Source organism: Bradyrhizobium sp. 482_C4_N1_8 (assembly GCF_052075965.1).
GTDB classification, from domain to species: domain Bacteria; phylum Pseudomonadota; class Alphaproteobacteria; order Rhizobiales; family Xanthobacteraceae; genus Bradyrhizobium; species Bradyrhizobium barranii.
On sequence record NZ_CP197231.1, the window covers coordinates 416,830 to 441,097 of the forward strand.

Below are 24,268 nucleotides of genomic sequence, written 5' to 3' on the forward strand. Positions count from 1 at the left end.
AAAGTGGCGGGGTTAAACGCCGCTCCCGCCCAAAAGTCAAGGAAAGTTAGGGTGCCGGGGTGCCTTTGCCAGGGCAAGGCCCTGAGAATACGGAACTTTTCGCGGCCGGTTCCTTTTGCCTGGGCTCCGCCCATATAGAAGACGATGACTTACCTCCGTTACCATCCCTGAAGCCCGCTTGTGCCGATCACCCGCCGCCGCCTCTTTGGATCGCTCGCCGGTGGCGCCGCGCTGGTTGGTGTTCCGCCCCTCTGGATGTCCCGCATGAAAACCTATGACGGCCCGGTCTCCGACCATTTTGACGGCCTGACCTTCTTCGATCCCGACGGGGCGCCGCCGAGATCGCTCGGCGAGGTGCTGCGGTGGCAATTAGGTGGCCGGGGGCAGCGCGCGGACTGGCCCGACTGGGTGCCCAACCCCCATGCCGACACGCCGCCGCAGCGCGTCGAGGGCGACAAGGTGCGGCTCTCCTTCGTCGGCCACGTCAGCTGGCTGGTCCAGGCCGGCGGCCTCAACATCCTCGTCGATCCCGTCTGGTCCTCGCGGGTCTCGCCCGTCAGCTTTGCCGGACCGAAGCGGCACAACGACCCCGGTATCGCGTTCGAGAAGCTGCCGAAGATCGACGTCGTGCTGGTCTCGCACGGTCATTACGATCATCTGGACATCGCGACGCTGTCGCGGCTTGCCAAGAACTTTGCGCCGCGCGTGGTGACGCCACTCGGCAACGACGTAACGATGCGCAGCGCCGACTCCTCCATCAAGGTGGAGGCCTTCGACTGGCACGATCGCGTCGAGCTCGGCGGCGGCATCGCCGTGACGCTGGTGCCGACCCGGCACTGGTCGGCGCGCGGCATGTTCGATCGCAACAAGGCACTGTGGGCGAGTTTCGTGCTGGAGACACCGGCGGGGAAAATCTACGTGGTCTGCGATTCCGGCTATGGCGACGGCGGGCACTTTCGCCGCGTCGCAGAGAAGCACGGGCCGCTGCGTCTGGCGATCCTCCCGATCGGCGCCTACGAACCGCGCTGGTTCATGCGCGACCAGCACATGAATCCGGAAAACGCCGTGAAAGCGCTGGCCGATTGCGGCGCGCAAGCCGCGCTCGGGCATCATCACGGCACGTTCCAGCTGACCGATGAAGCGATCGACGCGCCGGCCAAGGCGCTGGTCGAAGCGTTGGATGCCGCGAAGCTTCCGCAGGAACGGTTCGTGGCGATGCAGCCGGGACAGGTGGTGGAGATCTAAATCCATCCACGTACACAACTTGCCCCGGACGCAGCGCAGCGTCTCTTCGACGGTGCGCTGCAGAGCCGGGGCCCATGCAGCAGCACGTGCCGTTGGCTTTCTGGGTCCCGGCCCTGCGCAGCGGCGTTTCACGCTGCAGCGCGTCCGGGACAAGAGACTTATTTGCCTTCAGGGCGAATAATCGCCCAGCTGACATTCACCGTCACCGACAGCGTTTCCTCGCCCGGGGCGACTGCCGCGGGCGCCGCCATCGGCGCGGTCGCCATTCTTGCCTTGAACAGCGGCACCGGAGCGCCGCCCTCGGATACGCTGAGCGGCGAGCCGAGCGTGACGCCGGTGGCCTTGGCATAGATCTCGGCCTTGCGGCGGGCGTCCACGACCGCCTGTTCGCGGGCGTCGTCGAGCAGCTTTGAGGCCTGCGTCACCTCGAAGGAGATGTTGCCGATGTCGTTGGCGCCGGCGCCGACCAGCGTGTCGATGATGCCAGCGACCTTGGTCACGTCGCGGATCTTCACGGTAACGCGGTTAGAGGCGCGGAACCCGACCACGGGCGAAGCGCCGGTGGATTTGTTCTGGCCGTATTGCGGCTGCAAGGACAGGCGCGAGGTCTGATAGTCCTTCTCGGCGATGCCAGCGCCCTTCAGCGCCAGCAGTACCTTGCCCATCGCGGCGTTGTTGGCGTCGGAGGCTTCCTTCGCCGACTTGGCGTCGTTGGCGACGCCGGCGTCGATCTGCGCGAGATCGGGCGCCGCGGAGATCGTGGCTTCGCCGCTCACCGAGATCGCGGAGGGAAAATCGTCCGCGCGTGCGGGCGTCGCCAGCAGCGTGGCGGCGAAAGCGGCGGCAAGGGACGTAAAAAGGACGGCAGGCTTCTTCATCTCTCTCACTTCAATGGCACGAACACGTTGATCACGAGCTTGTCCTCCGCCGTCTTCAGGGGATCGGTGAGGTACTCCTCGATAAAGGTGTCCTTGGCTTCCAGCTTCTTGTCGTCGAGGTGATTGGTGATCGCCTCATAGGTGTTGTCCATGTTGTCGTAGGAGCCGCGATGAACGAATTTCAGCGCCTTGCCTTCGGGCGATTTGCCGATGCTCATGTCCTTGGGCAGGTTCTTCGGGTCCTGCTCGACCGGGATCTCGGCCAGGAAGGTGAAGCCGGTGTCGTCGGTCGAGGTGTAGACGATCATCGAATTGCCGGCGGGCTTGATGCCCTGCTTGTCCAGCAGCGTGTTCAGCGCCTTGAAAGCGTCGATCAGCGTGTCGAAGGCCGAATCCCAATTGGCAGTGCCCTTGACCATCACGACCTTCTTCGGCTCGAGCGTGGTCTCCAGGCCAAAGGGATCGGCGGTCTGCACCGGGGCGGGCGTCGCGGCCGCAGCGGGCGGCGGGGCCGCCGGAGCGGGTGAGGGCGAAGCGCTGGCCGCAGGCGATGGCGCCGGAGAGGGCGCCGCCGCGGGCGCAGGTGCCGCACTTGCGGCCGGGGAGGGCGAGGCCGACGGAGCCGGCGAAGGGCTGGCCGACGCGGCGGGCGCCGGGCTCGGGGTCTGCGCCAGAGCGCCGGGCACGCCAAACGACATGGTCGCTGCCGGGATCAGCGCGAGCAGTGCGAGGCGACAAAAACGATTCATTCTATTCTCCCCAAGGGCTTATGCGCCAAGGCCTTACATCCCCAAGGCCTTGAGCCGGCCGCGCGTCCCGGATTGCGCGAACCCTGCCGTTCTAACACGCGAGTGCCGAATTCGTCCCATGACAGATGCGTCATGGCTATGGCGGCAAATCACTGGCCAAGCCGCCAAGGATCGCCATATAAGGCAGGCGAAATTCGGGACATTTCATGAGCGCTCTGGCCAACCACGCATTTGCCAAGATGAACGGCATCGGCAACGAGATCGTCGTTGTCGACATGCGTGATTCCGCCGCGCCGGTGACGCCGGACGACGCCCGCGCGGTCGCGTCCGCGCCGGGCGGCGTGCCCTACGACCAGCTCATGGTGCTCCGGAAGCCGCGGTTCGACGGGACCGAGGCCTTCATCAGCATCTACAACAATGACGGCTCCGAGGCCGGCGCCTGCGGCAACGGCATGCGCTGCGTGGTGCGGCGCATCTTCGAGAAGACCGGGCAGACCACGGCAACGTTCGAGACCGCCGCGGGCCTGCTCAATTGCTGGCAGGGCCCGGCGCCCGATCTCTACACCGTCGATATGGGCGCGCCGAAGTTCGGCTGGCAGGAGATTCCGCTGGCGGAAGAGTTTCGCGACACCCGCTACATCGAATTGCAGATCGGGCCGATCGACAATCCGATCCTGCATTCGCCTTCAGTGGTGAGCATGGGCAATCCGCATGCGATCTTCTGGGTCGAGGACGTCAACGCCTATGATCTCGAGCGTTTCGGTCCGCTGCTGGAAAATCACCCGATCTTCCCCGAACGCGCCAACATCACGCTCGCCCACATCGTCGATCGCGACCACGTCACGATCCGCACCTGGGAGCGTGGCGCGGGCCTGACCAGAGCTTGTGGTTCGGCGGCCTGCGCGACCGCGGTCGCGGCCGCGCGGCTGAAGCGCACCGAGCGCAATGTCGAGATCGCGCTGCCCGGCGGCAAGCTCGGGATCGAATGGCGTGAAAGCGATGACCACGTGCTGATGACGGGCCCCGCGACCTTCGAATATGAGGGCTCCTTCGATCCGGCGCTGTTCGCGCCGGTCGGCTGATGGCCGTCGACGTCGTCACCTTCGGCTGCCGCCTCAATGCCTTCGAGGCCGAATTGATCCGCCGCGAGGCTGAAGGCGCTGGCCTTTCCGATACCATCGTCATCAACAGCTGCGCCGTCACCAACGAGGCGGTGGCGCAGGCGCGCCAGTCGATCCGTAAATTGAAGCGCGAACGACCGGGCGCGCGCATCGTCGTCACCGGCTGTGCGGCGCAGACGCAGAGCCGGATGTTCGCAGACATGGCCGAGGTCGATCGCGTCCTCGGCAATGACGACAAGATGCGCAGCGAAGCCTGGCGCGATGCGCGTGCCGCGTTCGATCTCGGTGCGAGCGAAAAGATCGCCGTCAGCGACATCATGGCGGTGAAGGAGATGGCGCCGCATCTGATCGACGGCTTTGCGAGCGGCCTGCCGCGCGTGTTCGTGCAGGTGCAGAACGGCTGCGACCATCGCTGCACGTTCTGCATCATCCCCTATGGCCGCGGCAATTCACGCTCGGTGCCGATGGGCGCGGTGGTCGATCAGGTGCGGGCGCTTGTTGCGCGCGGCCATGCCGAGATCGTGCTGACCGGTGTGGACCTCACCAGCTATGGCGCCGACCTGCCGGGTGCACCAAGACTCGGCATGCTGACGAAGCAGATCTTGCGGCACGTGCCGGAGCTCAAGCGCCTGCGCATCTCCTCGATCGATTCGATCGAGGCCGATGCCGATCTGCTGGATGCCATCGGCGACGATGCGCGCCTGATGCCGCATCTGCACCTGTCGCTGCAATCCGGCGACGACATGATTTTGAAGCGCATGAAACGGCGGCATTCGCGCAACGACGCGATCGCGTTCTGCGACCAGGTCCGCCGCCTGCGCCCGGACATCGCGTTCGGAGCCGACATCATCGCGGGCTTTCCGACCGAGACCGAGGAGATGTTTTCGCGCTCGCTGGATCTCGTGGAGGAGTGCGGTCTGACGTTCCTGCACGTCTTCCCGTATTCGCCACGCCCCGGCACGCCGGCCGCGCGGATGCCGCAGGTCGCGGGCGGTGCGATCAAGGAGCGTGCGAAGCGGCTGCGTGCGGCGGGCGAAGTGGCATTACGACGGCGGCTGCAAGAGGAAGTGGGTACGACGCGCGATGTGCTGATCGAGAGCGACAGCCAGGGCCGCACGGAGCATTATCTGCCGGTGGCGATCGCGGGTGAACGTATTGGCCGTGTGGTGCCGCTGATGATCGCCGGCAGCGATGGCGAGCGGCTAACCACGTAATCAGTGTCGTCGCCCGGCTTGACCGGGCGACCCAGTACGCCGCGGCTCCTCGGTTCTATCGCTGCCGTCTCTGGAATACTGGATTGCCCGCTTTCGCGGGCAATGACAGCGGAGTGTGTGATGAGCAGCAGGCCTACAACGCCCGCACCTGCCAGAATCGCAGCGTCCGCCGCGCGTTCTCCGACGTCATTCGCGCGTAATTGCTTTTCGCCCTCGCGATATCGGCGGGTTTCATCGCGCCGGTGGCAAAGCGACTCTCGAGCACGGCGGCTGTGGTTTCCCAGCTGAGCTGGGCCGCCTTGCACGGCACCAGCAAGCCGTCCTCGCGCAGGCTCTGCATCAGCGGGCGAATCACTTCGACGGTCGATCCGGACAGGGCCGCTAATGCAGCCACGGTTTCCTCGTAGCGCCGCTGCGTGGCGAAGCCGAGCAGCGTCGCCTCGGTCAGCTGGCCCGTCGCCTTGAGATTTGCGATGGCCCGCTTGGCGCCTTCGAAATCGCGGACGGCCGACATCTCGCGCTCGACACCGACGGTCACGGCGGCGATCGCGCCCTGGATCTCCTCGAACAGATGCGGCGGTGCGCGCGACAGCAGCCGGGTGCGCACGGCATCCGTCGCAGAACGCAGCAACCGGCGGCGCAAATCGGACGGCAGGTCGACGCGGACGCCGACGCTCACGGCGAGCTCGGGATCGGCCTCCGCCTGCCCGACGATGACGGCAAATCCGTTTCCGGAAACGCGCGCGCCGGGATTGGCGGCAAGCCGCCGGCTGACGCTGGGATAGCGCCGCGCCAGCAGCGCGTCGGTGACGATCTCCTTGAGCCACCAGCGACCGGCGACCGCGAGCAGATGCGATTCGCCCTTGCTGGAGGCGATCTTCACCAGCTCGCCATCGTCGAGGCGCGCGGATTCCTGGAGCACGGGGCCGGCGATGCGAATTTCGTCATTATTGGCGAGGCGGCGGATCACGGAGGGCGGCGCCTGCGCGATCGGCGCAAGCTGCGCGCTGATCTCGGCCAGCGCAACGCGTGCGCCCATGTCGGCGATGGCGCGCAGCTCGATGGTGCCGATCAGGCGCTCGAGCACGTCGTCGAACAGCGCGATCTGCTCGTTGCCAAAACTTCCGGCGGAGGAGAGGAACAGGTCGGTGACGCGGCGGGCCGTTTCCAGGCCCTTTTCCGCCGAGCCGAGCCGAATCGCTGATTCGACTTCATCGATGATCGAAAACTCGGCCGTGGACATGACGCGTTGCTCGTCCTGAGCGAATGACGGAAGCTTGTTCTAAGCAATCGCTATCAATAGAGACGAGCACTGAACGTTTCGTAAACCACGGGGCGGAAGGCGAGCACTGCTTTGCTCCCCGACCGGCCACTGCTCCTCATCCTGAGGAGCCCGCGAAGCGGGCGTCTCGAAGGATGGCCGCGGGCGACAGTCGGGCCTTCATGGTTCGAGACGGCGCTGATGCGCCTCCTCACCATGAGGGGCTAAAACTATTCCCCATTCCACCCGCAGGCGCGGAGCTTGTCGTGCATGTGGGGCGGGGCCGGCGCGACCACGCGGATCGGCTCCTTGTTCCGGGAGATCGGTACCACGATCTCGCGGGAATGCAGGTGCAGCCGCGGCTCGCCGAAGCGCGGGCCGTTGCCGTAAATGTTATCACCGAAGATCGGCCAGCCGGTCGACGCCGAATGCACCCGCAATTGATGGGTTCGGCCGGTCACCGGTTCCATGGCGAGCCAGGTCAGCCCGTCGCCCCGGCCCATCACCTTCCAATTTGTGACGGCTTTCTGCCCTTCCGGGTCCGGCTTCTGCCACCAGCCGCGCTCGGCATTGAGCCGGCCGAGCGGCATGTCGATGGTGCCTTCGTCCTCGGCAGGGCCGCCCTCGACCACGGTCCAGTAGGTCTTGCCGATCTTGCCGTGCTTGAAGAGGAGGCCGAGTGAGGCCGTCGCCTTGCGATGGCGGCCGAGCACGAGGCAACCGGAGGTGTCCTTGTCCAGCCGGTGGGCCAGCACCGGCGGCCGCGGCAGGCCGAAACGAAGCGCATCGAACGACGTTTCCAGATTGGCCCCGCCCTTGGGGCCGCGGTGCACCGGCAGGCCGGCGGGCTTGTCGATGACCAGCATCAGCCCGTCGCGATGGAGCACGCGCGCCAGGATCTCGTCGGCGGTCAATTCGGGAACATCGAGCAATTGCAAGACTTTCGGTCAACACTTTCGTTTGGGAGCCGGAACGGCTAACACACCGCCACCATGAACGATACCACGTCAGATCCCCCCAAGCTGAGCTGGTGGCGCCGCCTGTCCAACGGGCTGAAGCGCACCTCGTCCTCGCTCGGGACCGCGGTCGCCGACCTCGTCACCAAGCGCAAGCTCGACCGCGCCATGCTCGACGACATCGAGGACGTGCTGCTGCGCGCCGACCTCGGCACGTCGGTCGCGGTGCGGATCGCGGACGCCGTCGGCACGGGCCGCTACGACAAGGCGATCTCGGCGGACGAGGTCAAGGACGTCGTCGCCACCGAGGTCGAGAAGGTGCTGGCGCCGGTGGCAAAGCCGCTCGAGATCGATACGGCCAAGAAGCCGTTCGTCATCCTCGTGGTCGGCGTCAACGGTTCCGGCAAGACCACGACCATCGGCAAGCTCTCGCAAAAATTCGCATCCGAGGGCCGCAAGGTGATGCTGGCCGCCGGCGACACGTTTCGCGCGGCCGCGATCGAGCAGCTCAAGGTCTGGGGCGAGCGCACCAGGACGCCGGTCATCGCTGGCACCCAGGGCTCGGATTCGGCAAGCCTCGCCTTCAACGCGCTGACGGCAGCGAAGGAGCAGGCCATCGACGTGCTCCTGATCGACACCGCCGGCCGCCTGCAGAACAAGGCCGAGCTGATGAACGAGCTCGAAAAGGTCGTGCGCGTGATCCGCAAGGTGGACGACACTGCGCCGCATGCCGTCTTGCTGGTGCTTGATGCTACGGTCGGCCAGAACGCGCTGTCGCAGGTCGAGGCCTTCCATCGCACGGCGGGGGTCACCGGCCTCGTGATGACGAAGCTCGACGGCACCGCGCGCGGCGGCATTCTGGTGGCGCTCGCGGAGAAATTCAAACTGCCGGTGCATTTCATCGGCGTCGGCGAAGGCGTCGACGATCTCGCGCCGTTCACCGCGCGCGATTTCGCCCGTGCGATCGCCGGAATCGAAAGCTGAGAATGGACAAGACCCAGCCGCATCCGCTGTTCAAGCTCGCGACCGAGCTCGGTCCGCTGCTCGTGTTCTTCTTCGTGAATGCGAAGTTCAATCTGTTCGCCGCGACCGGCGCCTTCATGGTCGCGATCGTGGCGGCGATGATCGCGTCCTATGTGGTGACGCGCCATATCCCGATCATGGCGATCGTGACAGGCGTGATCGTGCTGGTGTTCGGCACGCTGACGCTGGTGCTGCACGACGAGACCTTCATCAAGGTCAAGCCGACCATCATCTACGGCCTGTTCGCGGCGATCCTCGGCGGCGGCCTGTTGTTCGGCCGCTCCTTCATCGCCGTCATGTTCGACCAGATGTTCAACCTGACCCCGCAGGGCTGGCGCATCCTCACGCTGCGCTGGGCGCTGTTCTTCGCCGGCATGGCCATCCTGAACGAGATCGTTTGGCGCACCCAGAGCACGGATTTCTGGGTGAACTTCAAGGTGTTCGGCGTCACGCCGATCACGATGGTCTTCGCCATCGCCCAGATGCCGCTGACCAAGCGCTACGGGATCGAGCCGGCGTCGCTGGAGGCGAGCGAGGCCGACGCGGGGGATGTGCGGAAGGGCTGACGGTCTCTCAGCTCGTCATTGCGAGCTGAAATGCGGCCATACACTCAACTGTCATCGCCCGGCTTGACCGGGCGATCCAGTATTCCAGAGACAGTCGTGAGATACGGTGAGGCCGCGGCGTACTGGATACCCCGGTCAAGCCGGGGCATGACAGCGGTGCGTGGTGCTGGCCCCTGCGCTCGCGCGAGAGCGGAGCTCAGCTCCCTGCCTTCAACGCCTTCTCCATCTGCGGCAACAACACCGTGCGCAGATTGTCCGGCGTGATCGGTCCGACCAGCTTGTAGACGATGGTGCCTTCGCGCCCGACGACGAACGTCTCCGGCACGCCATAGACGCCCCATTCGATCGAGGCGCGGCCGTTGGCGTCCACACCGACGCGGCCGAACGGGTTGCCGTAGCGGCCGAGGAAACGGCGCGCGTTGTCGGCCGCGTCCTTGTAGTTGATGCCGACGAGCTGGAAGCGCTTGTCTTTTGCCAGTTCGGTCAGGAGCGGTGCTTCGTCATGACAGGGTACGCACCAGGACGCCCAGACATTGACCAGGCTGACCTTGCCTTTGAACGCGGCGGGATCGAGGCCCGGTACCTGCGCGCTGTCGGCCTGCAATCCCTCGAGCGGCGGCAGCGCGGTCTGCGGCGCCGGCCGGCCGATCAGCGCGGACGGAATCCGCGAGGGATCGCCGCTGCCGAGCCGGAACCAGAACAGCAGCGCCAGGGCGATGAAGGCGATCAGCGGCAGCACCATCAGGAAGGTGCGGCGCTGCGGCGGAGCGGAAGTCGGTTGATCGCTCATGATTGATCGCTCACGGCGTGTCCGTTGCGCTGCGTCCGGAGCGGCGCGTGACGCCGCTGCGGTCGAGCTCGCGCAGGCGCTCGGTCTGGCTGCGATAGTCGAGCACGATCCAGCCGATCAGGATCACGACGACGAGCGCGGCCGCGGCATAGGACGTCACGATGAAGGACGCGTAGGGACCAAGTGACATCGTCATGCGGCCTTCTGGCTCGCCTGCATCATCTGCAAGGAGCGGACACGGCGGCGCAAAATCTCGTTGCGCATCGCCGCGATATGCAACGTGACGAACAGCAGCGTGAACGCGATGGCCATCAGCAGCAGCGGAATCAGGAACGATTTGTCGAGCGTCGAGCCGCCCATGCGCATCACCGACGCCGGCTGGTGCAGCGTGTTCCACCAGTCGACCGAGAACTTGATGATCGGCAGGTTGATCGCGCCGACCAGCGTCAGCACCGCGGCGGCGCGCGCCGCGCGCGAGGGATCCTCGACCGCGCGCCACAGCGCCATCAGGCCGAGATACATCAGGAAGAGGATCAGCACCGAGGTCAGCCGCGCGTCCCATTCCCAATAGGTGCCCCACATCGGCCGGCCCCACAGCGATCCCGTGAGCAGCGCGAGGAAGGTGAAGGCGGCGCCGATCGGCGCGGCGGCTTTGGCGGCGACGTCGGCGAGCGGATGCCGCCACACCAGCGTGCCCAATGAGGCGATGCTCATCACGCCCCAGACGAACATCGACAGCCAGGCGTTGGGCACGTGGATGAACATGATCTTCACCGTCGCGCCCTGCTGGTAGTCGTCGGGCGCGAGAGCGGACTGGTAGAGGCCGATGGTGAGCAGGATGACGGTCGCGGCCACAAGCCACGGCAGCAGCCGCGCCGTCAGCGCGAGGAACCGTGTCGGATTGGCGAGATCGATCAGCGTCATGGTATTCTGATAATCACAGGTCAGCACTCACGCAATCAGCATAAAAGCGCGCAGCGAAAGTTGATCGGGGTCAAGGGCATCCGGCCCATTTCAATCGAGACCATGGCGCAGGCTCGCCGCCGCCGCGAAAGGGCCGATGACGAGGCTGACCAGCGACAGCGCGCACAGGATCGAGAACGGCGCGCCGAACGTCATGGGACCGACGATCACGGCCTGCGAGGCCGCGACCCCGAAAATCAGCACCGGGATCGACAGCGGCAGCACCAGCACGGCCATCAACAGTCCACCCCGGTGCAGCGTCACCGCGAGCGCCGCGCCGATCATGCCGGTGAAGGTCAGCGCCGGCGTACCGGCCAGGAGCGTCAGCGCCACCGCCCCGGTCGCGACCATGTCGAGGTTGAGCAGCAGGCCGAGCACCGGGGTTGCGACAATCAGTGGCAGGCCGGCGGCCAGCCAATGCGCCAGCGCCTTGGCGGCGCAGGCGAGTTCCAGCGGCGTTCGGCTCATCGTGATCAGGTCGAGCGAGCCGTCCTCGTGGTCGGCCATGAACAGCCGGTCCAGGGTGAGCAGGCTTGCCAGCAGCGCGCCGAGCCACAGGATCGCCGGCCCGAGCCGCGACAGCAGCGCCAGATCCGGCCCCACCGCGAACGGCATCAGGACGACGACGGTCAGGAAGAACAGCACGCCGATCAATGCCCCACCGCCGACGCGGAGCGCGATCCGGATGTCCCGGCGGATGAGGGCGGACAGGGCGGTCATGGGGTGTATCCGACGTCGAGGCCGCCATGGGAGCCTGATTCGTGCCCCAGGCAAACTGCGCTCCCTCCCCCCTTGCGGGGGAGGGCGGGGGAGAGGGGTAGCCCCGAGAGAGATGCTTTTGAAGGGCTGACGGCGAGCGACAGAGCGCTCGCCTCCCCAGCGCTAGAACCGAATCGCCCTACCGTGCCGCACCCCTCTCCCCGACCCTCCCCCGTAAGGGGGGAGGGAACGGAGAGAGCCGGGCCCGGCCGCTTGGAAAACTGAGGGTCCATCGGAATCATGCTGAACCCCCAATCCTCAGCTCCCGCGAATCGATGCCGAGCGGCGCATGGGTCGCAGCGATGATCATGCCGCCCCGGGCCAGATGCTCCCGCATCAGGCCCTCGAACATCTCCTGGCCGGCCACGTCCAGCGCCGTAGTCGGCTCGTCCAGCAGCCAGACCGGGCGGCGCACCGTCAGCAGCCGGGCCAGCGACAGACGGCGGCGCTGGCCGGCGGACAGGAAGGCGGCCGGCAAATGAGTGGCGTGATCGAGCCCGACGATGGCGAGGCTCTTGGCCGCATCACTGCGCTCGCCGCCCAGAAAATCAGCCCAGAATGACAGGTTTTCCGCCACGCTCAGTGCTGGCTTCAGGGCGTCGCGATGGCCGAGATAGTGGCACTGCTCCGGCAGCGTCAGCTCGGCATCGCCGCCGGCGAGCGCGATTGTCCCGCCGGCCGGAATCAGCAGACCCGCGATCAGCCGCAGCAGCGAGGTCTTGCCCGAGCCGTTGCGGCCCACGACCGCCACGGCCTCGCCCGAGACCGCCTCGAAATCGAGCCCGGAGAACACCTCGCGGCCGCCGCGCACGCAGACGACCCCGCGTCCGGACAGCTGCATCTTGCCTTGGTTCAATCCGCTCAAAGCCTGGCCTCAGGAAATCTTGGGGTAGCGCATGGGAATTTTTGGCTCGCGGATTGCTGCGGCACGTTTGTGGCTGTGGCGGCGCGGTTAGAAAGCTTCTATAAGCCCGGAACTACTTGATGCAGCAACTTAACCTGCCCCTGCAAGCGACCCAGCCGGACTCGCTGACGGTGTTAAAATACCCCTTGCCGGGTATAACTAACAATTGGGATTTCCTACATGACCTCGCTCGACAGCTTCAAATGCAAAAAGACCCTCAAGGTCGGCGCCAAGACCTATGTCTATTACAGCCTGCCCACGGCCGAGAAGAATGGTCTGAAGGGAATTTCGAAACTCCCCTATTCGATGAAGGTTCTGCTCGAGAACCTCCTGCGCAACGAGGACGGCCGCACGGTCAAGAAGGAAGACATCGTGGCGGTGTCGAAGTGGCTGCGCAAGAAGTCGCTGGAGCATGAGATCGCATTCCGCCCGGCCCGCGTGCTGATGCAGGATTTCACCGGCGTGCCGGCCGTGGTCGATCTCGCCGCGATGCGCAACGCGATGCAGAAGCTCGGCGGCGATGCCGAGAAGATCAACCCGCTGGTGCCGGTCGACCTCGTCATCGACCACTCCGTGATCGTGAATTTCTTCGGCGACAACAAGGCCTTCGGCAAGAACGTCACCGAGGAATACAAGCAGAACCAGGAGCGCTACGAGTTCCTGAAGTGGGGCCAGAAGGCGTTCTCGAACTTCTCGGTCGTGCCGCCCGGCACCGGCATCTGCCATCAGGTCAATCTCGAATATCTCTCCCAGACGGTCTGGACCAAGAAGGAGAAGATGACGGTCGGCAAGAAGACCGGCACCTTCGAGGTCGCCTATCCCGACTCGCTGGTCGGCACCGACTCCCACACCACCATGGTCAACGGTCTCGCCGTGCTCGGCTGGGGCGTCGGCGGCATCGAGGCGGAAGCCTGCATGCTCGGCCAGCCGCTGTCGATGCTGCTGCCCACCGTCGTCGGCTTCAAGCTGAAGGGCGCGATGAAGGAAGGCGTCACCGCCACCGACCTCGTGCTGACCGTGACGCAGATGCTGCGCAAGCTCGGCGTGGTCGGCAAGTTCGTCGAGTTCTTCGGTCCCGGCCTTGATCACCTGTCCGTCGCCGACAAGGCGACCATCGCCAACATGGCGCCGGAATATGGTGCGACCTGCGGCTTCTTCCCGGTCGACGCTGCTGCGCTCGATTACCTCAAGACCTCCGGCCGCGCTCCGGCGCGCGTCGCGCTGGTGCAGGCCTATGCCAAGGCGCAGGGCCTGTTCCGCACCGCCAAGTCGGCCGATCCGGTGTTCACGGAAACGCTGACCCTCGACCTCGGCGACGTCGTTCCCTCGATGGCCGGTCCGAAGCGTCCCGAAGGCCGCATCGCGCTGCCGTCGGTCGCCGAAGGCTTTTCGCTCGCGCTCGGCACCGAGTACAAGAAGACCGACGAGCCCGGGAAGCGCTTTGCCGTCGACGGCAAGAACTTCGAGATCGGTCATGGCGACGTCGTGATCGCCGCCATCACCTCCTGCACCAACACCTCGAATCCGAGCGTCTTGATCGGCGCCGGCCTGCTTGCGCGCAACGCTGCCGCCAAGGGCCTCAAGGCAAAACCGTGGGTGAAGACGTCGCTCGCCCCGGGCAGCCAGGTGGTCGCGGCCTATCTCGCCGATTCCGGTCTGCAGGCCGATCTCGACAAGGTCGGCTTCAACCTGGTCGGCTTCGGCTGCACCACCTGCATCGGCAATTCCGGTCCGCTGCCCGAGGAGATCTCGAAGTCGATCAACGACAACGGCATCGTCGCGGCCGCCGTGCTCTCCGGCAACCGCAACTTCGAAGGCCGCGTCTCGCCGGACGTGCAGGCGAACTATCTCGCTTCGCCGCCGCTGGTCGTCGCCCACGCGCTTGCGGGCAGCGTCACCAAGAACCTCGCCGTCGAGCCGCTCGGTGAAGGCAAGGACGGCAAGCCGGTGTACCTCAAGGACATCTGGCCGACGACGAAGGAGATCAACGCCTTCATGAAGAAGTTCGTGACCGCGTCGATCTTCAAGAAGAAGTATGCCGACGTGTTCAAGGGCGACACCAACTGGCGCAAGATCAAGACGGTCGAGAGCGAGACCTACCGCTGGAACATGAGCTCGACCTATGTGCAGAACCCGCCCTATTTCGACGGCATGAAGAAGGAGCCGGAGCCGGTCACCGACATCATCGAGGCGCGCATCCTCGCCATGTTCGGCGACAAGATCACCACCGACCACATCTCGCCGGCCGGTTCGATCAAGCTCACCTCGCCCGCCGGCAAATATCTCAGCGAACACCAGGTGCGTCCGGCCGACTTCAACCAGTACGGCACGCGTCGCGGCAACCATGAAGTGATGATGCGCGGCACCTTCGCCAACATCCGCATCAAGAACTTCATGCTGAAGGGCGCTGACGGAAATATCCCGGAAGGCGGTCTCACCAAGCACTGGCCCGACGGCGAGCAGATGTCGATCTACGACGCCGCGATGAAGTACCAGCAGGAGCAGGTGCCGCTGGTGGTGTTCGCCGGTGCCGAATACGGCAACGGTTCCTCGCGCGACTGGGCTGCGAAGGGCACGCGCCTGCTCGGCGTCCGCGCCGTGATCTGCCAGAGCTTCGAGCGTATCCACCGCTCCAACCTGGTCGGCATGGGCGTGCTGCCGCTGACCTTCGAGGAAGGCACCTCCTGGTCGTCGCTCGGCCTGAAGGGCGACGAGAAGGTCACGCTGCGCGGCCTGGTCGGCGACCTGAAGCCGCGTCAGAAGCTGACCGCGGAGATCGTCTCCGGCGACGGTTCGTTGCAGCGGGTTTCGCTGCTTTGCCGCATCGATACGCTGGATGAGCTCGATTACTACCGGAACGGCGGCATTCTGCACTACGTGCTGCGCAAGCTCGCGGCCTAAGCGCGAATTTGTGAACGGTGGCTCACCGCGACGTGAGTAGAAGGTTAAACGAGGGCGGCCTATCACAAGGCCGCCTTCGTGCGTTAGAACACGCGTCCGATGGTCCCGCCCGGCGGAAAACCTCGCCCCGGACGGTTGAGTGTACGATGCCCGTAAGACTACGGTGACCATCAGGCGATAGGATCTTCCCCCACGCGTGCGAGGTGTGACGTTCAACATGACTGCAATGATGGCTTCTAATCTGGTTTCGCGCTGGTCCGGTGCACTCTGGTCGGGAGCACTTGGTATCTGCGCCATCGTCGCCGTCATCCGTCCCGCCGAGGCTGATCCTCGCGCCGTAGTCGAGCTCTTCACATCGCAGGGCTGCTCCTCCTGCCCGCCCGCCGACCAGGTCATCGGCGATCTCTCCAACGACCCGTCGATCATCGCGCTGAGCATGCCGATCGACTATTGGGATTATCTCGGCTGGAAGGACACGCTTGCGGATTCGCGCTTCTCGGCGCGGCAGCGCGCCTATTCGCGCATGCGCGGCGACCGCGAGGTCTATACGCCGCAAGTCGTGGTCAACGGTTCGACGCATGTCATCGGCAGCGATCGCGCCGGCATCGAGAGCGCGATCGGCAAGACCGACAACGGCACAGGCGTAATGAGCGTGCCGGTGACGATGTCGCTTGCAGGCAAGCAGATCAACGTGTCGGTGGCGGCGAGCAAGGAGTCGGCGGTCTCGCACGGTGAGGTCTGGATCTGCTCGATCACGAAATCGGTGCCGATCGCAATCAGCCGCGGCGAAAATCGCGGACAGCAGATCACCTATCACAACGTCGTGCGCAACCTGCTCAAGGTCGGCGACTGGAACGGGCGTCCGGAAAGCTGGACGGTGCCGTTGGAAAATCTCACGCGCGACGGCGTCGACGGCGCTGTGGTCTATGTCCAGGACGGCAGCCGTGAGAAGCCGGGTGCGATGCTTGGCGCGGCGTACACGTCGCTGCACTAGATCCGATCTCTCTCGCCAACGTCGCACTCGCTCTCACGCCTCATGGTGAGGAGCGCGCCCTCGCGCGCGAGGCGGACGATGCTACGCATCGCCGCGAGAACCATGCAGGCGCGGCTGATGCAGCGCGGCCTTCATCCTGCGAGTCACCGCTTCGCGGCTCCCCACGATGAGGGGTGAGAGTTGTCTTCGCGTTAATCAGAGAGAAGTTGGTCGTGCCGGAAACATCTCGGCACAAACCAAAAAGGACCAACTTGCGTTGGCCCTCCTTGTCGCGCGTACAGACCCGATCCTGACGGCCCCGGGGGGCTGGGGGCTGAGGAATCCGGAACCGAAAGGACCGGGTCAACGCACACAGGTCTTTTCGCAATGCAGGGCGGCAGGCGCTTGGCGGAAAAGCGGCGATATCAAGATTCCTTCTAACGATCCCGTGACGGTTTGCCGCGACAGAATTCCACTCCTGCGTGTGCTCCGATTCGCACCCGATTCAATCAGTTGAGTGAAGAGCCCCTTGCGGCGGGGAACAGTTGGCGCGATCATGCAATTGTCATGATCCGCGGTTCCGGGGACGGTCCTTCGCGGATGCGATCATGCCGCGAGATGAGGAGGCGCTCGATGAGTCTGACGCCGGAGGATGCCGATCCGAGCGAGCAGCGCGCCGTGGCGCGCCCCACCGCTGCGAATGCCCAACCCAACCGGGTGACATTCAACCGGCTGGAACTGAACCGCATCCTCAACCTGTACGGCCGCATGGTCGCCGACGGCGAGTGGCGCGACTATGCCATCGACTTCCTGAAGGACCGCGCGGTGTTCTCGGTCTTCCGCCGCGCCTCGGAGGTGCCGATCTATCGCATCGAGAAGGACCCGCGGCTGGCGCGCAAGCAGGGCATGTACAGCGTGATCTCGGCGACCGGCCTGATCCTGCGCCGCGGCCACGAGCTCGAGCGCGTGCTGCTGGTGATCGATCGAAAATTGGCGGTGGTTTAGCCTTACGGACGGTGCCGTAGTGTGGGCAAAGGCGCACCGCGCCGTGCCCACCATCTTTCCTCAATCACCGGGCATGCTGGGCACGCTTCCGCCTTCGCTCTCCGAGCTACGGCGGACAAGTCGCTTTGCCCACCCTACGAGACCGAGGTTATTTCGGCACCGTACTCGCGCCCTCGCCCAGATCCCGCTGCATCATCACCGTGTCGAGCCAGCGGCCGAATTTCAGGCCAACATTGGGATGCGTGCCGATCATCTTGAAACCGCCGCGCGTGTGCACGCCGATCGAGCCGGCATTGGCGGAATCGCCGATCACCGCGATCATCTGGCGGAAGCCGCGCGCCTCGCATTCAGCGATCAGCCGGTCCAGCAGCAATGAGCCGATGCCGCGGCGGTGGAACGCGGGATCGAGATAGATCGAGTTCTCGACCGTGAAGCGGTAGGCCGGCCGCGGTCGGTAGGCGCCGGCATAGGCATAGCCGGCGACGCTACGATCGAGGATGGCGACGAAATAGGGATAGCCGCCGTCGATCAGCGCGCGGTAGCGGCGCGTCATCTCGGCCAGATCCGGCGGCGCCAGCTCGAATGTCGCGGTGCCCTCGCGGACGGCCTGCTTGTAGATGGCGGTGATGGCGGGAAGGTCGGCCTCAATGGCGGGCCTGATCTCAGGTGCGGACATGGCGGCGAGATTAGAGCCTTCCCGCGGTCACTGGAAGGGGCAACGCCGCTTCCCCATGCTCCGTCATTGCCAGCGCAGCAGCCCTCCAATCTTCTCCGCTGTCATGCCCCGCGCAGGGGGGCATCCAGTACTCCGAGACAGCGCGGCTAGAACCGAGCCGCTGCGGCGTACTGGATCGCCCGCCCCAGTGCGCAATTGCGCACAAGGCGGGCGATGACAAGCGGGGGGGCGTCGCGCATCCCGGCCCAAACAAAAACCCCGGCCTCTCGGCCGGGGTTCGTATCCGTTCTCTCGTCGAAGCGCTTAGTCGCGCTGGCCAAGGAGCTGCAGGAGCAGCGTGAACAGGTTGATGAAGTTCAGGTACAGCGACAGTGCGCCGGTGATGGCCGCACGCTCTGCGATGTCACCGCCGGCCGAGGCGTAGCCGTAGATGTAGTCGTTCTTCAGCCGCTGGGTATCCCAGGCGGTGAGGCCCGCGAACACCAGCACGCCCACCACCGAGACGATGAACTGCAGCATCGTGCTCGCCAGGAACAGGTTGACCAGGCTCGCGATGATGATGCCGATCAGGCCCATGAACAGGAACGAGCCCATCCCGGTCAGATCACGCTTGGTGGTGTAGCCGTAGAGGCTCAGTGCGCCAAACGTGGCCGCGGTGATGAAGAACACCCGCACGATCGAGGTGTGCGTGAACACCAGGAAGATCGAGGACAGCGAGATGCCCATCAGCGCCGCGAACACCCAGAACAGGATCTGCGCGGTCGAGGGGGCGAGACGGTTGATGCCCGCCGAGATCACGAACACCATCGCGAGTGGCGCGAGCATGAACAGCCACTTCAGGGGGCTGACGAACATCGCGTAGCCGAACGGCGTCAGGAACAGCTTGCCGACGCGGACGGCCTCCGGGGTCGGAACGTCGGTCACGGCGGCCATATAGACGCCGAGCGCGGCCAGGCCGGTGATGGCGAGGCCGATGCTCATGTAATTGTAGATGCGCAGCATATAGGCGCGCAGGCCGGCATCGACCGTCGCGGCGTCAACACGCCCGGCGGCCCTGCCGAAAGGAGAAGCGTAGTTACGGTCTAGGTCCGACATGGTCGAATTCCCGTTGGTTAGCCCGGTCCGGCATGAGGGTCGCCATGCCGCCGGTTCGTCAAATTCTATCTCGGATACCGATCTGTGCCGACTAAATTCTGGCTCATAATCGGGGGTCCGAACCCATTGGATATGTGGGAAACTAACACATTCGCTGCAACCGTCCACGCGCGGCTGAATGTCGCCCTCGCCCGCAATCCTGGCGAGCAGACGTGGTTAATCGCTGGAATCGTGCGATTCCGACATCGCGGGGTCGCCCGCTACCATTTGTCACAAATTCCGCAACACCGTGGCGGGCTTTTTGTTCAATGCCAGCAGCGTCCCAGCGAGCCCAAGTCCGACCGTGACGACCAGGGCCGCCGCGACCACGCCGGCCGCGCTGCCGGCCTGCCAGACGAAACTCAGCGTCATCAGCCGCGTCACGATCATCCAGGCCGCGACGCTGCCGGCGATCACGCCGAACACCGCGGTGGCAAGTCCGATCAGCAGGTATTCGAGGGCGTAGGCGCCGAGCAGCCGCAGCCGGGTCGCGCCGAGGGTCTTGAGGATCACCGCATCGTAGACCCGGTGGCGGTGGCCGGCGGCGAGCGCGCCGCCCAGCACCAGGATCGCCGAGATCAGGGTCACCGCGCTGGCGCCGCGGATCGCCAGCGCCAGATTGGTCACGACCGAGCCGACCGTCTCCATCACCTCGCGCACGCGCACGCTCGTCACCATCGGATAGGTGTCGGCGACTTGCCTGATGATCTTGCCGTCGCCGGCCGCAGTGCCGCCGGCCTCAGTCAGCGTCGCGATATGGGTGTGGGGCGCGCCCTTGAAGGCATTGGGCGAGAACACCAGCACGAAATTGATGCCCATGCCCTGCCAGTCGATGGTGCGCAGATTGCCGATTTTGGCCGGGATGTCGCGGCCGAGCACGTTGACCACGATCTCGTCGCCGAGCTTGAGACCGAGCCCGTCGGCGATCTTCTTCTCCATCGAGACCAGCAGCGGGCCGGAATAGTCGGCGCTCCACCATTCGCCCTCGACCACCTTGGAACCCTTCGGCAATTCGGCGGTATAGGTCAGGCCGCGGTCGCTTTGCAGCACCCATTCGGAATCGGTGGTGGGCTTGAGGTCCTCGGCACGCACGCCGCGCGCGGCGACGATGCGGCCGCGCAGCATCGGCACGTCCTCGACCTTTGCGCCCGGCGCGATCCGGCGCAGATAGCCGTCGAACTGCTCGGCCTGCGTGCTCGGGATGTCGATGAAGAAGAACGACGGCGCGTGCTCGGGGAGGGCCGCAAGGAACTGCCGGCGCAGATTGCCGTCGATCTGGGTGATGGTGACGAGCACGGCGAGCCCGAGCCCGAGCGACAGCACGACGGAGGGCGTCAGCGCGCCGGGCCGGTGGATGTTGGCGATCGCCAGCCGCAGCATCGGCAGGCGCGTGCGCGGCAGCCGGCGCGCGATCGTCATCAGCAGGGCGGCGATGCCGCGGAGCAGGGCGAATACGACGACGGAGGAGGCCACGAACACCGCGGCGATGCGCTTGTCGAAGGACAATCCAATCACGACCGCGATCAGCAGCGCGATCACGACGGCCATGAACACGACATAGCTCCAGCGCGGCCGGTGCCATTCGGAGCTGATGGTGTCGCGGAACAGCGCGGCGACTGGCACGTCGTGCACGCGCCCGAGCGGCCACAGGCCGAAGGCGAGCGCCGTGAGCAGGCCATAGACGAAGGACAGCGCGAGCTCGTCGGCATGCACGGCCGGCACCACCGGCAGCGGCAGCAGTTTTCCGAACAGGCCGACGATGGCGAACGGCATGGCGGCGCCGAGCGCAAGGCCGATCACCGAGCCAATTCCCGCCAGCAGGAGGACCTGCGCCAGATAGATGCCGAACACGTCGCGGCCGGTGGCGCCGACCGCCTTGAAGGCCGCGATGACCTCGAGCCGGCGGTCGATATGGCTCTTGACGGCATTGGCGACGCCGACGCCGCCGACCAGGAGCGCGGCGAGGCCGACCAGCGTCAAGAATTGCGTGAAGCGGTTGATGTTGCGCTCGAGCTGCGGCGAGGCATTGGAGCGGCTGCGGATCTCCCAGCCGGCCTGCGGCGCGGCGTTGCGCGCGTCCGCGATGAAGGCGTCGGTGGCGCGCTCGCTGTTGCCGGTATCAGGCAGCTTCACCCGGTACACCCAGCGCACCAGGCTGCCGGGCTGGATCAGGCCGGTGGCGCGCAGACCCGCCTCGCTGATCAGGAAGCGCGGCCCGAAACCGATGCCGCCGGCGAGCTTGTCGGGCTCGGCTTCGACGGTGCTGCGGATCTGGAACGTTGCGCTTCCGATGGTGACGCGGTCGCCGGTCTTCAGCGACAGCCGCGCCAGCAGCGTCGGATCGGCGGCGGCACCGAACGCGCCGTCGCGCTCCGCGAGCAGGTCGGACATCGGCAGCGGCGGCGCCAGCGTCAGCTGACCCAGCATCGGATAGGTGTCGTCGACCGCCTTCATCTCGACCAGCGCGAGCTGGCCGTCGGCGGCGCGCGCCATGCCGCGCAAGGTCGCGGCGGTGGAGACGGTGCCGCGCGAGCGCAGGAAGGAGACCTCCTCGGGCTTCGCCTCGCGCTGGAACAGCACGAAGGAGACGTCGCCGCCGAGCAACGTACGGCCCTCGCGCGCGAGACCGTCGCTCAGGCTCGCCGAGACCGAGCCGACGCCGGCGATGGCCATCACGCCGAGCGCGATGCAGGCGATGAAGACATAGAAGCCGCGCAGGCCTCCGCGCAATTCACGCAGCGCGTAGCGCAGCGACAGCGCGACGCCGTTGGGCTTCGCGAACGGTTCGGCCGCGATGCTCATGCCGGTGCAGACTGGGTGTCGATGCGGCCGGAGCGCAGGCGGATCACGCGATCGCAGCGCTGCGCGAGCGAGGAATCGTGCGTGACCAGCACCAGCGTCATGCCGCGCTCGGCATGTTTGGTGAACAGAAGATCGACGATTTGTTTTCCGGTGGCCTCGTCGAGATTGCCGGTCGGCTCGTCCGCGACGAGGATGGCGGGATCGGGCGCCAGCGCGCGGGCGAGCGCGACGCGCTGCTGCTCGCCGCCGGACAGCTGCGTCGGATAGTGATGCAGGCGATCGCCAAGCCCGACCGATTGCAGCTCCTGCGCCGCGCGTCTTGCAGCGTCAGGGTTGCCGGCGAGTTCGAGCGGCACGGCGACGTTCTCGAGCGCCGTCATGGTCGGGATCAGATGGAAGGACTGGAAGACGATGCCGACCTGGCGGCCGCGGAAGCGGGCCAGCGCGTCCTCGTCGAGGGCATTGAAAGGCGTGCCTGACACCACCACCTCTCCGCTATCAGGACGCTCCAGCCCCGCCATCACCATCAGCAGCGTGGATTTGCCCGAGCCTGACGGGCCGATCAGGCCGATCGTCTCGCCCGAGGCGACCCGCAGGCTGATATCCTTGAGGATGTGAACGCGTGCCGCGCCCGTACCCAATGAAAGATTGACGTTGGAGATGGCGATGGTGTCCGGCGCGGTGCCGGCGAGCGAAGAGGTTTCGATGCGACTGTCCATGGTCCGGTCATATGGCAACTCCGCATACGCGGTCGAGAGGCGTTACGGATTCTTCATGCACATAGCCGTGTTGATGATCGCTTTGATGACGGTGGCGGATCCGGCATGGGCCGAAGCGGCAAAGCCGGTCAAGCTGGTCGTTCTCGGCGATTCCCTGAGCGCTGGCCTCGGCCTCCCGGCCCAGGACGCATTCCCCACAAAACTTCAAAAAGCCTTGCAGGCCAAAGGCATAGCGGTCGAGATGACCAATGCGGGCGTGTCCGGAGATACCTCGTCCGGCGGCCGTGACCGGCTCGACTGGTCGGTCCCGGACGGAACCGACGGCGTGATCATCGAGCTCGGCGCCAACGACGCGCTGCGCGGCATCGACCCCGATTTGACGCGTACTGCGCTGACCGACATCGTCCAGCGATTGAAGGCACGCAAGATCGCGGTGATGCTGTGCGGCATGCTGGCGCCGCCGAATTACGGCGCGGAATACGCCGCGCGCTTCAATTCGATTTATCCGGATCTTGCGAAAAAATTCGACGTGCCGCTCTATCCGTTCTTCCTCGACGGTGTCGCGGCCGACGCCAAGCTCAACCAGGCCGACGGCATTCATCCGACCGCGGCCGGCGTCGACATTATCGTTAACAACATCATGCCCACCGTGGAGGCATTTTTGCGCAACATAAGCGAGCAGCGCCGCTGAAAAGCGGGCAGCGCTAACCGTAATTCCCAGGGTTTTACCGGGGTGAGGCGCGCGATGCTTCGCAGAGTCACACAACTGCGATAGGAATCAGGGTACCGGTGATTCGTCGCCGGCTCTACAATTTGGATATGATCCTTCCCAGGGATCATGCCCAAGCATCGGGAGTGCGAAACGATGCCGCGTTTGTTCACAGGTCTGGAAATTCCGGCCGAGATCGGCCAGACGCTTTCCAATTTGCGGGGCGGCCTTCCCGGCGCCCGCTGGATCGATCCCGAAAATTATCACGTTACCCTGCGCTTCATCGGCGATATCGACGGCATGTCCGCCAACGAGATCGCATCGATGCTGTTTCGCGTTGATCGCAAGCCCTTCGAGGTGAAGGTGCAGGGGCTCATGAGCTTCGGCGGCCGCAAGCCGCGCGCGGTGGTCGCGACCATCGCGCCGAGCAAGCCGCTGATGGAATTGCAGGCCGAGCTCGAACGCATGATGCAGCGGATCGGCCTCGACCCTGAGGGGCGCAAGTTCACCCCGCATGTCACGCTGGCCCGGCTGCACGACGCGTCCGACCGCGACGTCGCCGACTATCTCTCGCTGCGCGGTTACTTCCCGAGCAAGGCGTTCATGGCCGAACGGTTTGTCTTGTTCTCGTCCCGCGCATCGACCGGCGGCGGCCCCTATGTGGTCGAGGACGCCTACGAGCTGTGTGAGTAGCACCGCTCTCGTGCCCCGGACGCGGCGCAGCGCCATCAGCGCGTTTACGCGCGTCTTCGACACGCTACGGCGGTGCGCTGCTGGGCCGGGGCCCATCGCTCCACGATGGATGTACGAAATAGTGGGTCCCCGCTCTGCGCACCGTCACTGCTTCCCGTAGCGCGTCCGGGACGCGGAACGCATACCCCGCCCACCAATTCACGGCTTGCAATTTCCGCGCATCTCTG

23 protein-coding genes are annotated in these 24,268 nt (G+C 65.5%); 10 read left to right on the plus strand and 13 right to left on the minus strand.

Annotated features, from left to right (window positions below; genetic code table 11):
• Window positions 1–180: 180 nt before the first annotated feature.
• Window positions 181–1,245: an MBL fold metallo-hydrolase gene (locus AB7Z56_RS01975; protein ID WP_441256148.1), complete on the plus strand. Its 1,065-nt coding sequence runs from the start codon at window positions 181–183 to the stop codon at window positions 1,243–1,245.
• 158 nt (window positions 1,246–1,403) lie between these two features.
• Here AB7Z56_RS01975 and AB7Z56_RS01980 read toward each other — a convergent pair whose 3' ends face one another.
• Both AB7Z56_RS01980 and AB7Z56_RS01985 read right to left on the minus strand, forming a co-directional pair.
• Window positions 1,404–2,123 (minus strand): SIMPL domain-containing protein, encoded by a 720-nt coding sequence (locus tag AB7Z56_RS01980; RefSeq protein WP_063980398.1) that lies wholly within the window; start codon window positions 2,121–2,123, stop codon window positions 1,404–1,406.
• Between the two features lie 5 nt (window positions 2,124–2,128).
• Window positions 2,129–2,872: a GyrI-like domain-containing protein gene (locus AB7Z56_RS01985; RefSeq protein ID WP_071908659.1), complete on the minus strand. Its 744-nt coding sequence runs from the start codon at window positions 2,870–2,872 to the stop codon at window positions 2,129–2,131.
• Window positions 2,873–3,078: 206 nt separating this feature from the next.
• On the opposite strand from AB7Z56_RS01985, the gene dapF reads away from it, so the two are divergent.
• Both dapF and mtaB read left to right on the plus strand, forming a co-directional pair.
• A complete protein-coding gene (gene dapF, locus AB7Z56_RS01990) occupies window positions 3,079–3,954 on the plus strand; it encodes a diaminopimelate epimerase (RefSeq protein ID WP_063980399.1) in 876 nt (291 codons plus the stop codon).
• Complete coding sequence (mtaB, locus tag AB7Z56_RS01995; RefSeq protein ID WP_063980400.1) at window positions 3,954–5,207, plus strand: tRNA (N(6)-L-threonylcarbamoyladenosine(37)-C(2))-methylthiotransferase MtaB; 1,254 nt, start codon at window positions 3,954–3,956, stop codon at window positions 5,205–5,207. Before dapF ends, mtaB begins: the two co-directional genes overlap by 1 nt.
• 133 nt (window positions 5,208–5,340) lie before the next feature.
• Here mtaB and AB7Z56_RS02000 read toward each other — a convergent pair whose 3' ends face one another.
• The gene (locus tag AB7Z56_RS02000; protein WP_071908656.1) at window positions 5,341–6,450 is read right to left on the minus strand and encodes a DUF2336 domain-containing protein; all 1,110 of its coding nucleotides are present in this window, start codon (window positions 6,448–6,450) and stop codon (window positions 5,341–5,343) included.
• Window positions 6,451–6,698: 248 nt separating this feature from the next.
• Window positions 6,699–7,400: an RluA family pseudouridine synthase gene (locus AB7Z56_RS02005; RefSeq protein WP_063985990.1), complete on the minus strand. Its 702-nt coding sequence runs from the start codon at window positions 7,398–7,400 to the stop codon at window positions 6,699–6,701.
• Window positions 7,401–7,460: 60 nt separating this feature from the next.
• On the opposite strand from AB7Z56_RS02005, the gene ftsY reads away from it, so the two are divergent.
• Both ftsY and AB7Z56_RS02015 read left to right on the plus strand, forming a co-directional pair.
• Window positions 7,461–8,408 (plus strand): signal recognition particle-docking protein FtsY, encoded by a 948-nt coding sequence (ftsY, locus tag AB7Z56_RS02010; RefSeq protein ID WP_063980402.1) that lies wholly within the window; start codon window positions 7,461–7,463, stop codon window positions 8,406–8,408.
• A 2-nt stretch (window positions 8,409–8,410) separates the two neighbouring features.
• A complete protein-coding gene (locus tag AB7Z56_RS02015; protein WP_063980403.1) occupies window positions 8,411–9,013 on the plus strand; it encodes a septation protein A in 603 nt (200 codons plus the stop codon).
• A gap of 196 nt (window positions 9,014–9,209) precedes the next feature.
• Here the strand turns inward: AB7Z56_RS02015 and AB7Z56_RS02020 are convergent, their stop codons facing one another.
• The 5 genes from AB7Z56_RS02020 to ccmA all read right to left on the minus strand — a co-directional run bounded on the left by AB7Z56_RS02020 (window position 9,210) and on the right by ccmA (window position 12,366).
• Complete coding sequence (locus AB7Z56_RS02020) at window positions 9,210–9,803, minus strand: DsbE family thiol:disulfide interchange protein (RefSeq protein WP_063980404.1); 594 nt, start codon at window positions 9,801–9,803, stop codon at window positions 9,210–9,212.
• Window positions 9,804–9,813: 10 nt separating this feature from the next.
• Complete coding sequence (gene ccmD / locus AB7Z56_RS02025) at window positions 9,814–9,999, minus strand: heme exporter protein CcmD (RefSeq protein ID WP_014490637.1); 186 nt, start codon at window positions 9,997–9,999, stop codon at window positions 9,814–9,816.
• Entirely contained in the window at window positions 9,996–10,727 is a 732-nt protein-coding gene (locus tag AB7Z56_RS02030; protein WP_063980405.1) for a heme ABC transporter permease, read from the minus strand. Before AB7Z56_RS02030 ends, ccmD begins: the two co-directional genes overlap by 4 nt.
• A 90-nt stretch (window positions 10,728–10,817) precedes the next feature.
• On the minus strand, window positions 10,818–11,486 hold the full coding sequence (gene ccmB, locus AB7Z56_RS02035) for a heme exporter protein CcmB (protein WP_028150494.1): 669 nt from the start codon (window positions 11,484–11,486) through the stop codon (window positions 10,818–10,820).
• Window positions 11,487–11,763: 277 nt separating this feature from the next.
• On the minus strand, window positions 11,764–12,366 hold the full coding sequence (gene ccmA, locus AB7Z56_RS02040; RefSeq protein WP_063985991.1) for a heme ABC exporter ATP-binding protein CcmA: 603 nt from the start codon (window positions 12,364–12,366) through the stop codon (window positions 11,764–11,766).
• A 243-nt stretch (window positions 12,367–12,609) separates the two neighbouring features.
• On the opposite strand from ccmA, the gene acnA reads away from it, so the two are divergent.
• The 3 genes from acnA to AB7Z56_RS02055 all read left to right on the plus strand — a co-directional run bounded on the left by acnA (window position 12,610) and on the right by AB7Z56_RS02055 (window position 17,308).
• The gene (gene acnA, locus AB7Z56_RS02045) at window positions 12,610–15,330 is read left to right on the plus strand and encodes an aconitate hydratase AcnA (RefSeq protein WP_063980406.1); all 2,721 of its coding nucleotides are present in this window, start codon (window positions 12,610–12,612) and stop codon (window positions 15,328–15,330) included.
• Window positions 15,331–15,547: 217 nt separating this feature from the next.
• Window positions 15,548–16,324 carry a DUF1223 domain-containing protein gene (locus AB7Z56_RS02050; protein ID WP_063985992.1) on the plus strand — a complete coding sequence of 259 codons (777 nt, stop codon included), beginning with the start codon at window positions 15,548–15,550 and terminating at the stop codon, window positions 16,322–16,324.
• 612 nt (window positions 16,325–16,936) lie between these two features.
• Window positions 16,937–17,308, plus strand: a complete 372-nt coding sequence (locus AB7Z56_RS02055) for a DUF2794 domain-containing protein (RefSeq protein ID WP_063980407.1) — start codon at window positions 16,937–16,939, stop codon at window positions 17,306–17,308.
• A 148-nt stretch (window positions 17,309–17,456) separates the two neighbouring features.
• On the opposite strand, the gene AB7Z56_RS02060 is transcribed toward AB7Z56_RS02055, so the two are convergent.
• The 4 genes from AB7Z56_RS02060 to AB7Z56_RS02075 all read right to left on the minus strand — a co-directional run bounded on the left by AB7Z56_RS02060 (window position 17,457) and on the right by AB7Z56_RS02075 (window position 22,639).
• On the minus strand, window positions 17,457–17,984 hold the full coding sequence (locus tag AB7Z56_RS02060) for a GNAT family N-acetyltransferase (RefSeq protein ID WP_063980408.1): 528 nt from the start codon (window positions 17,982–17,984) through the stop codon (window positions 17,457–17,459).
• A gap of 303 nt (window positions 17,985–18,287) precedes the next feature.
• Window positions 18,288–19,079, minus strand: coding sequence for a Bax inhibitor-1/YccA family protein (locus AB7Z56_RS02065; RefSeq protein ID WP_014490629.1), 792 nt, complete (start codon window positions 19,077–19,079; stop codon window positions 18,288–18,290).
• 270 nt (window positions 19,080–19,349) lie between these two features.
• Window positions 19,350–21,920, minus strand: coding sequence for an ABC transporter permease (locus tag AB7Z56_RS02070; RefSeq protein ID WP_063980409.1), 2,571 nt, complete (start codon window positions 21,918–21,920; stop codon window positions 19,350–19,352).
• The gene (locus tag AB7Z56_RS02075) at window positions 21,917–22,639 is read right to left on the minus strand and encodes an ABC transporter ATP-binding protein (RefSeq protein ID WP_063980410.1); all 723 of its coding nucleotides are present in this window, start codon (window positions 22,637–22,639) and stop codon (window positions 21,917–21,919) included. Before AB7Z56_RS02075 ends, AB7Z56_RS02070 begins: the two co-directional genes overlap by 4 nt.
• 55 nt (window positions 22,640–22,694) lie before the next feature.
• Between AB7Z56_RS02075 and AB7Z56_RS02080 the strand changes: the two genes are divergently transcribed.
• Window positions 22,695–23,330 carry an arylesterase gene (locus AB7Z56_RS02080; RefSeq protein WP_063985993.1) on the plus strand — a complete coding sequence of 212 codons (636 nt, stop codon included), beginning with the start codon at window positions 22,695–22,697 and terminating at the stop codon, window positions 23,328–23,330.
• A gap of 174 nt (window positions 23,331–23,504) precedes the next feature.
• Complete coding sequence (gene thpR, locus AB7Z56_RS02085; protein ID WP_063985994.1) at window positions 23,505–24,041, plus strand: RNA 2',3'-cyclic phosphodiesterase; 537 nt, start codon at window positions 23,505–23,507, stop codon at window positions 24,039–24,041.
• The last annotated feature ends 227 nt before the right edge of the window (window positions 24,042–24,268 follow it).